Here is a 12,632-nt window from a genome sequence, read left to right as displayed (position 1 = left end):
CCAGAGCATCACGACATGCCCGGTGTTGATCGTTTGGGGTGGCTGGGGGCCGGGGGCACGTCCGGGGAGCCGAACGGCGGTTCTTGGCCATTCTTCGCCGCCTGGCATTCCAAGGCCGGTGCATCAGGCCCGGACCGCCGGTTTGCGGGCCTCGAAGAGGTGCCGGGCGCTGTGCGCGACGAAGGGGCCCTCCTTCTCGATCCGCCGGTGCAGGGCGCGGAGTTCGGGCTCGTACGCCTCGGCCGTGAACCCGGGCACCATCCACACCACCTTGCGCAGGAAGTGGACGACGGCGGCGATGTCGTGGAACTCCATCCGCAGCCGCTCGGCCCGCAGGCCGACGATCTCCAGCCCGGCCGCCTCCGCCTCCGCGCGCTCGCGGGCGGGGTCGCGGCCGGCGCGGACGGCCTCCGGCTGCGGGCCGAGGAAGAGCTCGACGAGCTCGAAGGCGCTGGCGGGCCCGACGTGCTGGGCGAAGTAGGTGCCGCCGGGCCGCAGCACGCGCGCGATCCCGGTCCAGTCGGCCCGCACCGGGTGCCGGCTGAGGACCAGGTCGAAGGTCTCGTCGGCGAACGGCAGCGGGGCGCCCTCGGACGAGGCGACGACCACCACACCGCGGGGGCTCAGCAGGGCGCTCGCCTTGGCCACGTTCGGCGGCCAGGCCTCGGTGGCGGCGAGGAGGGCCGGCCGGTGCGGGGCCGCCGTACCGAGGGCGAAGGCGAACACCTCGCCGCCGCCGGTCTCGATGTCCAGCGCGGCGGCGGCCCGGCCGAGCCGCTCACCGGCCGCCCGGGCATAGCCCCAGGAGGGGCGCGCCTCGGTGGCGCGGCCCTCGAACCAGGAGAAGTCCCAGCCCTCGGTCGGCACGGCGGTGCCCTCGGCGACGAGGTCCTCGAAGGAGCGCTGCTGCTCTGTCATGGTCGGCATGCTCCCAGCCGGTTGTCAGTGGCCGCTGATAATTTCCCCCGCCATGACGACCAGTGAGATGTACACCGCCGGTGAGAAGGAAACCCTGCACGCGAGCCTGAACCGGCACCGGGACGCGGTGCTGTGGAAACTGCAGGGCCTCGACGACGAACAGCTGCGCCGCCCGATGACCCCGTCCGGCACCAACCTGCTCGGGCTGGTGAAGCACCTGGCCTCGGTGGAGTACGGCTGGTTCGTCGAGTCCTTCGGGGAGGAGGCCGAGCCGCTGTGGTTCGACCCCGCCACCGAGGACATGACGGTCGGCCCCGGGGAGACCACCCGGCAGATCGTCGACTTCTACGGCCGGGCCCGCGCCGCCGCCGACCGCGTGATCGCCGGACGACCGCTGGAGACCCTCGGCCGGCCGTCCTGGCGCGACATCACCGTCTCGCTCCGCTGGGTCCTGGTCGACATGATCGAGGAGACGGCCCGGCACGCGGGGCACATGGACATCGTGCGGGAGCTGATCGACGGGGCGACGGGTGATCACCCGCGGGTGACGGACACGGCCTGACGGGGTCAGGGGGCGTCAGGGGAGCCGCCACCGCCGAGCACGAGCAGGACGTACCCCTCCTCGTCCACGGGGTGCTCCGGGTCGCCGTACGGGACGAAGCCGTTCTTCTCCAGCAGCCGTACGGAGGCGGTGTTCTCCGCGAAGGGGTCGGCGTACAGGGGCCGTACGGTCTCCTCCTGGAGGAAGAGGGCGAAGGCGCGGCTGCCGACGCCGCTCCCCCAGTAGGCCCGCCCCAGCCAGTACCCGGTGAACCGGCGCTCCCCCTCCCACCAGGCGACGATGTTCCCCGCGACCGCCCCGTCCACGAGGACGGTCCGCACCCTGCCGGTCGGGTCCCCGAGCACCCGCTCCCTCCAGTGCTTGAGGAAGGCCTCCCGCGGCCGGGGCGTGAACCTCGACCGCCGGACGGCTTCCGGGTCGTGCTCGTAGGCGAGGAAGAGTTCGAGGTCGTCGTCCAGCACGGGCCGCAGCCGGACGTCGCTGTTCGTCCTGTCGGTTGCCTCGTCGGTCCTCTTGTCGGTCGTCATGCGGCGAGTGTGGCACCCGCCACTGACAACGCCGTCGGCCTCACGGCACGAGCGGCCGGACCTCCTCCGCGGTGAACCGTACGAAGCCCTCGGGGTCGGGCTCGTCCGCCGTCGGCTGGAGGACGACGCTGTCGGCGCCGGCCTCCGCGAGCCGCTGCACGGCCTTGGCGACGGCGTCCGCGTCTCCGGCGACACCGAGGTCGGGGACGGACTCCAGCCCCTCGGCGACGAGTTCGGCCCGGAGCCGGGCGGCGGCGTCCGGGCCGGTGGCGGTGAGGAGATAGACGACGACCCGGTGCGGCTCGCCCGCGTCCCGCCCCGCCGCCGCCCGGCCCTCCTCGATGAGGCGGCGCGCCCGGCGGACGCCGTCGGGCGAGGTGGCGGCGGTCATGATGGTCCCGTCGGCGGCCTCACCCGTGAGGCGGAGCGTGCGGGGACCCTCGCCGCCGGCGAACACCGGGACCGGACCGGCCGGCGGCCAGTCGAGGGCGACGTCGTCGAGCCGGACGTACCGCCCGGCGACGGTGAGCCGCTCCCCGCGCAGCAACGCGCGCAACGCGTCGAGATGCTCACGCAGCAGGGTCAGCGGGGACTCGGCGCGGGCGCCGACCTGGCCCATCCAGTCCTGCACACCGTGCCCGACGCCGAGGACGGCACGCCCCGGGAACATCCGGTGCAGCGCCGCCGCCTCCATGGCGGTGATGGCCACGTTCCGCAACGGCACGGGCAACAGGCCGACCCCGACCCGCACCCGCTCGCTCCAGGCGAGCGCGGCGGCGGCCGTGGAGATCCCGCCCTCCCGGAAGCAGTCCTCCCACAGCCACAACTCCTCCAGCCCCACCTCGTCAGCGAGCCGGACCACATCGCGCAGCCGCTCGGGGGGCAGTTGGGGACGGAACACAGCACCGAGTGAAGTCATGGGGACGTCCTACCATTCCTGAGGGAGTTGGCCAATGTTGGCCAACTCCTCGCGAACCGGGCCGGTTGGGGCCCGGTGACCTCGCGAACGGTCTTCGAGGTCCGGGAACAGCACGAGCTGGCCACTTCGGCACGGTCGGGTCTTGCCGCCCTGGTGAGGCGTGCCCGCTGTCCTGGGTGGGCCCGTGGTCCCGCGCGGCCTGGCCAGGGATACGGCCTGGCCGGTAGCTCTCCGTCGCCCGATCCTCTGGTCGGGTGCGGTCACACCTGGCCGACGCCGGATCCTGTGTCCCAGGCCGCGCCGTCCGATCGCCACCGAAGCACCATGGTGCCGAGTGACGATGGTCTTGGTCTGCTGCTGGAGCGGGCGCTTCCAGTACGTCCCGCCCCAGATACTGGTGTAGGCGGGGTCCACCGCGATGACAGCCAGGCCCTGGTGGTGGGCCATGGAGCTCAGCCGTTCCCGGAAGCGTGCGGTGGGGATGCCTGCGACCGTGCGACGGAAGGCCTTGCCCCCGCGCCCACGGCCCATGGTCTCCCGGCCGGTGGCACGGGCGTCGGCGAAGCCCAGGTTCTCGATCACGATCGCTGGACAGCCGTTGTCGTGGGCAACGGCGATGAGGCGGGTGATCGCCGCTCGCAGCCGCCCGTCCCTGGTAGTGGTGGAACCGGTCAACTCCAGCGGAATCGTGCGCGGCTCGCCGACCGGGTTGCCGTGCGGGTCGAGAACGATGGCGGCGAGGTGGTCGGCGTTGAGGTCAACAGCCAGCAGCTTCGCGCCGGACGCCCGGATCTCCTCCGGCGTCGGAACGACAGGAGTGCTGGTGGACCAGGAGGCGTCGAGGTACCAGCGGTCGCGCGCGGCGTCATGCACGATGTCGTAGCGAACGGCCCGGTTGGCGCTGACCCGGTCCAGCCACTCGGCATGACGGTGGTGAAAGGTGACCGTGCAGGCAAGCCGGTAGCGGCCGCGCGGGGCGTTGGCCAGATACCGCAGGGGCTCCGGCAGCACCAACGTGACCGAGCCGTCCTCGGGATCGACGGTGATGGTGTAGTTGCCGTGCGGGGCACCGGACTCCCCGTCGGCGGTCAGAAACAGCCGGGCAGCAGCCCACCGCTTTCGCCAGTCGGCCTCGGTCAGGCCGGCCTCGGCGAGGTGGTGACGGGTCCCGGCCAGCCTGCGCCCGCCTAGCGTGATCGCGGGGCGCCCATGCTCGATCTGCTGCTCCACCACCACAAGACGGGCCTCAAGCTTGCTCAGGTGCCGCTGCTTCTGCCAGCGCTCGGCCCGGTCGGCGTAACCACGTACCCGGCCATGCTTCTGCCCGCATGCCACCGCCAGCCGCTGCCCGATCTTGCGGATCCGGCGCCGCAGACCTGCCCGCTCATCCGCCAGGCAGCGCATCGACAGCTGGTACTGATCCTCCGAAGCCCGAGTCATCGCCCCCGCCCACCGAGACGAGGAAAGGGCCGTCAACCGCTTCTTCCGCCCCGCGCGGCCGGTCTGCTTCGCCGGGACGTTTCCGATCCGGACACGGACGGCCAGATCCGCTCGCTGATGGCGGCCCAAGTGCTCACCGACCAGTGCCAGAACCTTCACGTCCACCACTGTCAGGTCCTTCAGCCGGTCCCGGATCCTCGCCCCTGACGGAGCGGCCACCGTGAACGGGGCAGCCAGCACGCGCAACACGCGCTTCCTCCCCCGCCTGCGTGCCACCAGCCCCCCAAGCATCTCGAACGAACCCGCCACCACCGATCATGCATTCCCCACCCGCGCAACACCCCAAGAAGCAGTCCCGTTCACCCAATCGAACGACACACCAGCCGACCACGGCCAACAACCGCAGCGGCATTCGGTAACCCGCCCCCCAACCAGCAGCCGCAGCGGTGACTGATCAGGTACCAACCGCCTACACCAATTCCTGTACGTTCGTTCACGTCACGCATGCAACTGCCGGGCGGTGGGAGGTACCTGCAGTGGGACGCTGGCGGAACGGATTCGGAACGCTGGTCGTACATGGGCACGGTGGCACGAAGGCGACCGTCCCTTTGGAGATCGCCACCTCCTATCGCGCCCGCGCCAAAGGGCTGTTGGGGCGTGATGGCCTTGAGGGTGCGATCCTGCTGTCCCCCGCCAACGGGATCCACACGTTCCGGATGCGCATCCCGATCGACGTCGCTTATCTCGACCGCCGCCTTACCGTGATCGCCGTGCGCACCATGCGCCCCGGCCGCCTGGGCCGGCCCCGTCTGCGCTCCCGGCATGTACTGGAGGCGGAGGCCGGGGCCATGGCGACCTGGGGCATGAAGGCCAGCACGCGGGTGACGATCGAGGTGGAGTAGGCCAACCCTTCTGACGCCGGGGTGTGCACCGGCACGCGCTCGTGGCAGTACCGCCCACACGCGGGTGCCGCCGCCTGGTTGCCTTGCCTCGCCGAATCCCCAGTCGCCCTGGCTGACGCGGACAACCTCGGCCAGGGTGGCTCTGGTGCTGTGACCGCAAAGGTTCACCGGCCTGGGGCGTGTGTCTTCCTGTGGCTGAACAGACGTTCAGCGGCACTCGCGCAAGGGAACTGTCGCGGGAACGCAGCGCGTCACACGCCGGCGGATGAGCTCTGTCGTCGGGAGAGGGCTAGCCTGCGTCGCTGTCGGTCGATCTCGGTGACGACCACCGTGATCTTGTCGCCGACCTGGACGACATCTGATGGAGTCTCCACCGGTGTCCGGGCAAGCTCTCGCAGGTGAACCAGTCCCTCGATTCCGTCGGCGACCTGGACGAAGACGCCGAACGGGATCAGCTTGGTGACCTGGCCAGGCAGTTTCTGCCCCACCGCGATGGTGTCGGCGAATACCTGAAAGGGGTCCGGCTGTGTGGCTTTCAAGGACAGTCTGGCCTCCAGGTTCCACGTGTCGAACTGGAGGAACTCGCATGAGACGCGCTGTCCGATCTGCACGACGTCGGAGGCTGCCTCGAAACGTCGCCAGGACAGTTCAGCGAAGGAGATGAATCCGACGCCGGGGAAGACCGGGTGGGCGGGCCCGTCGTCCAGCGCCACGAACACTCCGAACCGTTCGATCGCTGTGACGGTGCCGGAAAGGAACTCGCCGCGGTGCAGTGACTCCAGGAATGCCCAGAGTTCTGGGTTCTCAGACGGTCCCCCCATCATGCGTCCAGCCTTTCACGATGAGCTGCGCACTGGGTAGGAAGTGCGCTCACGCTGTGGTGAGGGGACGTCCACCCCAGCGGATGCCTTTCCCGCTGCGGATGCGGGCGCGTTCCTTGCGTTCGGCAGCCAGGACGTCGCGGTGGCGGGCGTTGGCGTTGCGCCAGCACAGGTAGGCGTGCAAGGCCCATGTCTGGAGGGCCCCGTGACCAAGGCGTACGCCCTGGACGCGCTCCAGGAACTATGACCGTCGCCACAACTCTCCGTCAGCGGTCCAGTCCGGTGGGCGGCGCCGGCGTCCCGCATCTTGGCCCGCACCTCTGCGGACTGCTCGTCGGTCACGTATCGCCCGAACCGCTTGGCGAGCAGGGCACGAGTGCGCTCGACCCGTGGCCTGATCTGCTCGGGGCCAGAGTCTGTGCCGCCATTTCCTACATGAGAGCGCGGAGACCGATCCCACCCACCTCCGCCACGGCGGCTAGCTGGTTACGGCTTCGTCGGGCCCCGAGTACGCACCGCGCATCAGCTCCCCGTCCGGGGGAACGTGACCTCCACCCTCCGGTTCTTCTTCCTTCCCTCCTCCGTGGAGTTGTCGGCGATCGGGTACTGCTCGCCGTAGCCGCGGACGTCGAAGGTGATGTTCGGGTCGTTCAGGTCCTGGTCGAGGACGCCCTGTACGGCGTTGGCGCGCTGGCGGGAGAGGACGTCTCCGTGGGCCGAGGAACCCAGGTTGTCCGTGAAGCCGAAGACGCGGACCTGGGTCGCGTTCTGCTTCCTGATCTCGTCCGCGATCGCGTCGATCCGCGCCTTCGCCGCCGCGCTCAGCTTCGCGCTGTCCTTGCTGAACAGCACCTCGGCCTGGAGGGCGAAGGTCACGTCCGCGTTGGTGTCCTCCCGCCGCTCGTCACCGCTCTGGTCCTCCACGACCGACTTGATGTCCAGCACCTTAGGCTCGGCGAGGGTGGCGCCCTCGGGGAGCTTGAGGTCGGGATCGGTGGGGTCGATCTTCACGGGGGCGGAGGCGGAGGGCTCGGTGCCCGGGGGGACGCTCGGGTCGCCGCCGTCGGCGTTCGCGGCCGTCGCACCGTAGAGCTGCGTGACCACGAGGATCGTGGCCGCGCTCAGCGTCAGGGGCAGGCGTGGTGTGGTCACTTCGCCCTCACCCGGAGATCTTGATCGTGCCGCTGGAGAAGGTGGGGAGTTGGAGGGTGACTTCGGTGGTGCTGGTCGGCGGCGCCGGGAACTGCATGAAGACGGGGATGGTCTGGCCGGCCTGGATCTGGTTCAGATCGGTCGTGGTGAGCGGTCGTCCGTCCGTGTCGCGCAGGACGTAGTAACGCTTCTTGCCCTGGGAGTCCACGAGCGTGGCACCGCCGAGCGACGTACCGTGCTTGACGATCTCCGTCTCGTCGCCACGCAGTGCCACCGGGACCACGACCGTCTGGGAGCCGTCGTTCTTCATGTTCGCGTTGACGGTGAGGAAGCCGCCCGAGTCCCGAACCGCGGAAGTGACCTGGAGGAGGAGCCCGGAGGGACCCGAGAGTTCGGCGAGGGGCGTCGCGGACTGCCCGTCCTGCGCGCTCGGCTGGGAGCCGGTGCTGTTGGAGGCCGATGCCGACGATCCGGGCTTCTTGTCACCACCGCCATCTCCACCGCCGCATCCGGCCGCGCCGAGGGCTAGGCCGACCGCGACGGCCAAGGCGACCGTCCCCTTGCGGGCCTTCGCAGTGAACCGAACACTCATCGCTCCGCCTCCTCCTTCACTCGTCGATTCCGTTTGTCAGTCGGCCAGGTGGACGTCGAAGAGGTCCTCGGGGCCCGGGAGATCGCTGAGATCGGCCGGGTCCAGAGTCCAGTTGCGGTCCTTGCAGGTGAGTTCCGGCAGTACGCCGCCCGGACCGGACAACGTGAATGTGCAGAGCGGCTCGATCACGGCGGTGGCGTGTGCCGTCGACTTCATGTTCTCGGTACCCGGTACGACGGAATCGCCGACGGTCTTGTTCGTCTCGGCGTCGACCTTGTAGCTCAGCGGCGACGCGGCCGTGCACTGTGCCGTCGCATCATTCTGAGCGGCCAGTTCGTAGGCACGCCAACACGAGCCGACCACCGTCACATTGCCGTCGAAGATGTCCTGCCACTTGGTCGGGTCGAGTACGTCCGTCACCCACTGGTCCGCAAGCTCGTCACGGGTCTTCATGGCCGCGGCGAGCGCCGCCGCGTCGGCGGCCGTCTGAGCGCCGTTCCGGTTCACCGCGGCCTGGCCGACCGCGAGGTAGGCGAACGCGAGAAAGAGCAGGCCCCCCACAACCGTGATGTAGATGGGGAAGGCCTGCCCGGAGTCGCCGTAACGGCGGACGCGCGTCACACGATTTGGCCGATTTTGTTCAGGATGGCCTGCAAGATCGCGTTGCCGATGCTGGTACCCGTAACCGCCAGCACGATCGCCACCACCACCGCGATGATCCCCAGGTACTCGACCGCGGTCTGCCCCCGGTCGTCGGCGCGGCGCTGCATCGCGACAAGCATCCTCAGCATCAGGTCGCTCATGGTGCTCCCCTCCGGGTTCGGTTCCGATCGTCGCAACGTACGACGGAACATACCCATCGGCGGAGGGTCCCAGGGCCCAAATGCGGACCCAGTTCATCCTGTTCATCTCAGGCCACCCCCAGCCACTTGGCCGTCGCCTGGGCGCGGGTGGTGGTGTGGAGCTTGGCGAAGATGCGGTTGATGTGGTTCTTGACCGTCTTCTCGCTGATGAAGCAGACGGCGGCGATCTGCTGGTTGTTCATGCCGGACGCGATGAGGTCCATGATCTCCGCCTCTCTGCCGCTCAGTTGAAACCGGGACTGTGCCGACTGCCCCCTAGAGGATTGCAGTTGCGAAAGGTTTTGTGAAGAGATTTGCGCGGACAGGAAACGGAGTTCGGGTTTCGCGTGTGCAGTTGCGTGGTCTCTGATATGTGCCAGCAACGCGTTCGTCGCCGTCGGTGTGAAGTGCGGGCGCCCTCCGCCCACGTCCCGTACCGCCTCGGTCAGCTGCTGGGTGGTGAACTCGCCGTGGACCAGGTAGCCCCCGGCGCCCAGCCGGACGGCCTCCTGCACGATCTCCGTCTCGTGGCTATAGGTGAGCATCATGACCGGGGCCAGGCGCACCAGGTGGGGCAGGGCCGCCATGCCGTCGACGCCCGGCATGCGGACGTCCAGGAGGATGACGTCGGGGCGGTGGCGCAGGGCGGCCTCGTAGGCGGCGCGGCCGTCGTCGGCCTCCGCCACCACCGTGAGGTCGTCCGAGGCGGAGAGGACCGCCGTCAGGCCCGCGCGGATCACCGGGTTGTCGTCGGCCACCAGGACCCGCAGGGGCGGGGGCGGATGCTCCTGGTCTCCCTCGAAGGGGTGGTACGGCATCGGGGGGCCTCCCCTCGGCTCCGTCATGTCAGGGGCACCTCCACTCGGACCTGGGTGCCCTTGTCGGTGGTGAGTCGGATGCGGGCGCCCACCGACGCCGCGCGTTCCGTCATGCCGAGAAGGCCGAAGTGGCCGGTGCGGCGCAGGCCTTCGAGGGTGGTGTCCGGGGGGAGCCCCCGGCCGTCGTCGTGGATCGTGACCACCAGGTGGGTGGGGGTGGTCTCGGCCCGTACGTCGACCCTCGTCGCCCGCGCGTGCCGGTGCGCGTTCTCCAGCGCCTCCGCCGCCACGCTGAGCAGCTGGCGGGTGGTGGCGGAGGGCAGGGGGACGGGGGCGGCGGGGCCGTCGTAGGTGGCGGGGAGGGTCGTACGGGCGGTGAAGTCGCCCGTCAGGGTGCGCAGTTCGTCCAGTACGTCCGGGGGCGTGTCGTCCGTGCCGGCGCGCAGGTCCGTCAGGAGGTCGCGGGACTCCGCCGCCGCCTTGCGCGCCGCGTCCGCGACCAGTTCCGCCTGCCGGCGGATGAGGGCCGGGTCCAGGCGGTCCGGGGACGCGGACGCCGACTCCGCGAGGCCGTCGGCGATCAGCGCGACGCCGTACAGCGTCTTGGTGAGCGAGTCGTGCATCTCGCGGGCCAGCCGGGCACGTTCGGCGCTCACCGCCTCCGTCGCGGCGAGCCGGGAGCGGGTCTCGGCCAGGGCCTCGGTGGCGGTGCCGAAGCGGAGCATCAGTGTGCGCAGGGTCGAGCCCATCGCCCCCGTGATCACACAGAGGCCGGGCAGCAGGAGGGACTCGGCCACGCTCGCGTGCTGCTTCAGGGTCTCCTGGACGAGAAGCAGGATCAGGGACTGGAACGAGGCGAAGACCGCCGCTCCGCGCCAGCTGTAGAGGAGGCCGGCGAGCAGCGGTGTGCAGACGCTGACGTACGCGAGGGTGGTGTCGGGGCCCGCCGAGATCAGGAGGAAGGAGCCGAAGACGGTGTCGGCGGCCAGGAGGGTGGGGTGGCGGAGCAGGAGGGGGCCGAAGCGCTGCCAGTCGCGGAAGAGGACGTAGGAGATCATGAAGGTGACGACCACCGCCGAGCCGACCAGGCGGGCGCCCAGGCCGGGGGCGGCGTTGAGGAGGGCCGCGGGGGCCGCCACGGCGATCATCGCGAGGCGGAAGCCGAAGACCTGGCGGCACATGGCCTGCAGGGCCCGCAGCTCGACCCGCGTCCCGACCTTCCCGTCGTCCTCCCTGGTCGCCATGGCCGTCGCCCCGCCTACTTCCCCGTGATCGACCCGAAGTCGACCCCCGAGCCCAGCAGCAGGCCCGCGGCCAGCAGCAGCATCGTCGCCGGGACCATGAACGTGGTGATCATCAGCGTGGCCCTCGGGACCGCCCGGGCCGCCTTGCGGCGCGCGTTCTGGGCGTCCGTGCGGCGCATGTCCTTGGCCAGCGCGACCAGGGTGTCCACGATCGGCGCGCCCAGCTCCTCGCCCTGCTGCAACGCCGTCACGAACATGGCGACCTGCTCGGAGTCGTTCCTCCGTCTGAGCTCCGCGAAGGCCTGGCGGCGGCTCATGCCCAGGTCCATCTGGCGGAGCGTGATGCGGAGTTCGTCGGCCCAGGGGCCCTCGTAGTGCGTGGCCACCCGGTCCAGGGCCTGGCGGAAGCCGAGGCCCGCGCCGACCACCACCGCGAGGACGTCCAGGAAGTCCGGCAGGGTGCGTTCGATGACGTCCCTGCGGATCCGGATCGCCGACCAGATGCCGACCTCCGTCCAGAACGCGCCGAAGAGCAGCAGGATCAGGGCCATCAGGTACTGGCCGCGGAGGAGGAAGACCAGGCAGCCCACGCCGCCGAGCGCGCCGTAGACCGCGCGGCGGGCCGCGTAGCGGTCGATGGTCAGGCCGCCGGGGTTGCCCGCCAGGTCGATCCTGCGGCGGTACCGGGTCACCAGGCGCGGGCCCATCAGGCGCAGGACGGCGGGGGCGTAGCGCATGCCCATGCGGTCGACGAGGGAGTTGGCGGCGCCGGTGCGGGTGGCGCCCACCTCCAGGGCGATCGCCAGGTCGGCGGGGAGCTTCGCGTCCGCGCGGTACATGCGGAGGCCGGCGAAGGCGCCCCAGACGCCTAGGGCCATGAGGAGGGCCAGGATCAGTGCCATGTCACATATCACCCATCACATACCGTCCAGTGCCATATCACATTCCACCTACACGTCGATCCGGCTCAGACGGCGGATGAGGACGAACCCGACCGCGTACAGCCCGAAGGCGATCAGCACGGCCGCCTGGCCGAGCGTGGTGCCCGTCATCCGGTCCAGGGTGCCGTCCTTGACGCCGTTCATCAGGAACAGGGCGCCGATGCCCAGGGCCGGGACGGCGTACGACGTCATCGTCACCTGGGAGAGCTGGGTGCGGATCTCGCGGCGGGTCTCCTTGCGCTCCTCCAGGGTCTCGGTGAGGTTGCGCAGCGCGCTGACCACCTGGCCGCCCGCCCGGTTGGAGAGGACCAGGGTCGTGACCAGCACGACCAGCTCGCGGGACGGGAGCCGGTCGGCCAGCTCGCCCAGGGCGTCGTCCATGGAGTGGCCGATCGCCAACTGGTCGGCGACCTTGGCCAGTTCCTCACCGGCGGGGGCCTCCAGCTCCTCCGCCGCCATGCCGATCGCGGTGCGCAGGGCGAGGCCGGCGTGGGTGGCGTTGGCCAGGATGCGGGCCAGTTCGGGGAGCTGGTTGATGAACCGCTCGATGCGTTTCTGCCGCTGCCAGTTGAGGAACTGGACGGCGGCGAAGACCCCGAGGAGACCGGCGATCGGGCCGAAGAAGGGGGCCAGCGCGGCCTGGCCGATCAGCCAGAGGGCGACCACCGCGGCCAGCATGTAGACGAAGAACTCGCCCGGGGTGACGTCCAGGCCCGTGGCCGCCAGCCGGAGTTCGAGGCGACGGCCGATCCCCGTGCCGCGCAGCCGGCGGTCCAGGTTGCGGAAGCGGCGCCGGCGGCCGCTGAGCGGGGCCTCGCCCGTGTAGGAGAGACGGTCCACCAGGGCGGCGCGCTGGGCCCGGCCGGAAGCGTAGGTGTGCAGGCCCACCACGGCCAGCAGGCCCGCCAGCAGGGTGACGCCGGTGGTGAGGGAGACGAGGTCGTGGAGGGACAT

General features: G+C 70.4%; 15 protein-coding genes and 1 pseudogene. 2 read left to right on the top strand and 14 right to left on the bottom strand.

Annotation, left to right across the window (positions count from 1 at the left end; translation table 11 throughout):
• Positions 1-123: 123 nt before the first annotated feature.
• On the bottom strand, positions 124-918 hold the full coding sequence (locus ACFZDK_RS03775) for a methyltransferase domain-containing protein (RefSeq protein WP_390969398.1): 795 nt from the start codon (positions 916-918) through the stop codon (positions 124-126).
• A 52-nt stretch (positions 919-970) separates the two neighbouring features.
• Here ACFZDK_RS03775 and ACFZDK_RS03770 point away from each other — a divergent pair, with 52 nt between their 5' ends.
• A complete protein-coding gene (locus ACFZDK_RS03770; protein WP_390969396.1) occupies positions 971-1,480 on the top strand; it encodes a DinB family protein in 510 nt (169 codons plus the stop codon).
• Between the two features lie 5 nt (positions 1,481-1,485).
• Here the strand turns inward: ACFZDK_RS03770 and ACFZDK_RS03765 are convergent, their stop codons facing one another.
• The 3 genes from ACFZDK_RS03765 to ACFZDK_RS03755 are packed head-to-tail and all read right to left on the bottom strand — an operon-like array spanning position 1,486 to position 4,615.
• On the bottom strand, positions 1,486-2,007 hold the full coding sequence (locus ACFZDK_RS03765) for a GNAT family N-acetyltransferase (protein ID WP_390969394.1): 522 nt from the start codon (positions 2,005-2,007) through the stop codon (positions 1,486-1,488).
• A gap of 40 nt (positions 2,008-2,047) precedes the next feature.
• The gene (locus ACFZDK_RS03760) at positions 2,048-2,926 is read right to left on the bottom strand and encodes an LLM class flavin-dependent oxidoreductase (RefSeq protein ID WP_390969393.1); all 879 of its coding nucleotides are present in this window, start codon (positions 2,924-2,926) and stop codon (positions 2,048-2,050) included.
• 9 nt (positions 2,927-2,935) lie between these two features.
• On the bottom strand, positions 2,936-4,615 hold the full coding sequence (locus tag ACFZDK_RS03755) for a hypothetical protein (RefSeq protein ID WP_390969391.1): 1,680 nt from the start codon (positions 4,613-4,615) through the stop codon (positions 2,936-2,938).
• Between the two features lie 287 nt (positions 4,616-4,902).
• Between ACFZDK_RS03755 and ACFZDK_RS03750 the strand changes: the two genes are divergently transcribed.
• The gene (locus ACFZDK_RS03750) at positions 4,903-5,268 is read left to right on the top strand and encodes a DUF192 domain-containing protein (protein WP_390969389.1); all 366 of its coding nucleotides are present in this window, start codon (positions 4,903-4,905) and stop codon (positions 5,266-5,268) included.
• 251 nt (positions 5,269-5,519) lie between these two features.
• Here ACFZDK_RS03750 and ACFZDK_RS03745 read toward each other — a convergent pair whose 3' ends face one another.
• From ACFZDK_RS03745 to ACFZDK_RS03700, 10 genes and pseudogenes are all read right to left on the bottom strand, one after another.
• The gene (locus ACFZDK_RS03745; RefSeq protein ID WP_390969387.1) at positions 5,520-6,092 is read right to left on the bottom strand and encodes a S1 RNA-binding domain-containing protein; all 573 of its coding nucleotides are present in this window, start codon (positions 6,090-6,092) and stop codon (positions 5,520-5,522) included.
• A gap of 46 nt (positions 6,093-6,138) precedes the next feature.
• Positions 6,139-6,288 (bottom strand): annotated as a pseudogene (locus ACFZDK_RS03740) (IS630 family transposase); the annotation flags it as partial.
• Positions 6,289-6,611: 323 nt separating this feature from the next.
• On the bottom strand, positions 6,612-7,241 hold the full coding sequence (locus tag ACFZDK_RS03735; RefSeq protein WP_390969386.1) for an OmpA family protein: 630 nt from the start codon (positions 7,239-7,241) through the stop codon (positions 6,612-6,614).
• Positions 7,242-7,248: 7 nt separating this feature from the next.
• Complete coding sequence (locus ACFZDK_RS03730) at positions 7,249-7,833, bottom strand: hypothetical protein (RefSeq protein WP_390969384.1); 585 nt, start codon at positions 7,831-7,833, stop codon at positions 7,249-7,251.
• Between the two features lie 36 nt (positions 7,834-7,869).
• On the bottom strand, positions 7,870-8,454 hold the full coding sequence (locus ACFZDK_RS03725; RefSeq protein WP_390969382.1) for a pilus assembly protein TadG-related protein: 585 nt from the start codon (positions 8,452-8,454) through the stop codon (positions 7,870-7,872).
• A complete protein-coding gene (locus ACFZDK_RS03720) occupies positions 8,451-8,636 on the bottom strand; it encodes a hypothetical protein (RefSeq protein WP_390969381.1) in 186 nt (61 codons plus the stop codon). Before ACFZDK_RS03720 ends, ACFZDK_RS03725 begins: the two co-directional genes overlap by 4 nt.
• Positions 8,637-8,743: 107 nt before the next feature.
• Positions 8,744-9,493, bottom strand: a complete 750-nt coding sequence (locus tag ACFZDK_RS03715) for a response regulator (RefSeq protein WP_390969379.1) — start codon at positions 9,491-9,493, stop codon at positions 8,744-8,746.
• Between the two features lie 23 nt (positions 9,494-9,516).
• Complete coding sequence (locus tag ACFZDK_RS03710) at positions 9,517-10,737, bottom strand: ATP-binding protein (protein WP_390969377.1); 1,221 nt, start codon at positions 10,735-10,737, stop codon at positions 9,517-9,519.
• A gap of 14 nt (positions 10,738-10,751) precedes the next feature.
• Entirely contained in the window at positions 10,752-11,639 is an 888-nt protein-coding gene (locus ACFZDK_RS03705) for a DUF5936 domain-containing protein (protein ID WP_390969375.1), read from the bottom strand.
• Positions 11,640-11,687: 48 nt separating this feature from the next.
• On the bottom strand, positions 11,688-12,632 hold the full coding sequence (locus ACFZDK_RS03700; protein ID WP_390969373.1) for a type II secretion system F family protein: 945 nt from the start codon (positions 12,630-12,632) through the stop codon (positions 11,688-11,690).

It is taken from the genome of Streptomyces sp. NPDC007901 (assembly GCF_042959465.1).
Taxonomy (GTDB): Bacteria; Actinomycetota; Actinomycetes; order Streptomycetales; family Streptomycetaceae; genus Streptomyces.
Note: the sequence above shows the minus strand (reverse complement) of the source record. Positions and strands in the feature narration are given on the sequence as shown.

Bases quoted from the DNA above. Each gene is read 5' to 3' on its own strand.
- ACFZDK_RS03775 (WP_390969398.1), bottom strand. From the start codon at position 918: ATGACAGAGCAGCAGCGCTCCTTCGAGGACCTCGTCGCCGAGGGCACC.
- ACFZDK_RS03770 (WP_390969396.1), top strand. From the start codon at position 971: ATGACGACCAGTGAGATGTACACCGCCGGTGAGAAGGAAACCCTGCAC.
- ACFZDK_RS03765 (WP_390969394.1), bottom strand. From the start codon at position 2,007: ATGACGACCGACAAGAGGACCGACGAGGCAACCGACAGGACGAACAGC.
- ACFZDK_RS03760 (WP_390969393.1), bottom strand. From the start codon at position 2,926: ATGACTTCACTCGGTGCTGTGTTCCGTCCCCAACTGCCCCCCGAGCGG.
- ACFZDK_RS03745 (WP_390969387.1), bottom strand. From the start codon at position 6,092: ATGATGGGGGGACCGTCTGAGAACCCAGAACTCTGGGCATTCCTGGAG.
- ACFZDK_RS03730 (WP_390969384.1), bottom strand. From the start codon at position 7,833: ATGAGTGTTCGGTTCACTGCGAAGGCCCGCAAGGGGACGGTCGCCTTG.
- ACFZDK_RS03720 (WP_390969381.1), bottom strand. From the start codon at position 8,636: ATGAGCGACCTGATGCTGAGGATGCTTGTCGCGATGCAGCGCCGCGCC.
- ACFZDK_RS03715 (WP_390969379.1), bottom strand. From the start codon at position 9,493: ATGCCGTACCACCCCTTCGAGGGAGACCAGGAGCATCCGCCCCCGCCC.
- ACFZDK_RS03710 (WP_390969377.1), bottom strand. From the start codon at position 10,737: ATGGCGACCAGGGAGGACGACGGGAAGGTCGGGACGCGGGTCGAGCTG.
- ACFZDK_RS03705 (WP_390969375.1), bottom strand. From the start codon at position 11,639: ATGGCACTGATCCTGGCCCTCCTCATGGCCCTAGGCGTCTGGGGCGCC.
- ACFZDK_RS03700 (WP_390969373.1), bottom strand. From the start codon at position 12,632: ATGTCCCTCCACGACCTCGTCTCCCTCACCACCGGCGTCACCCTGCTG.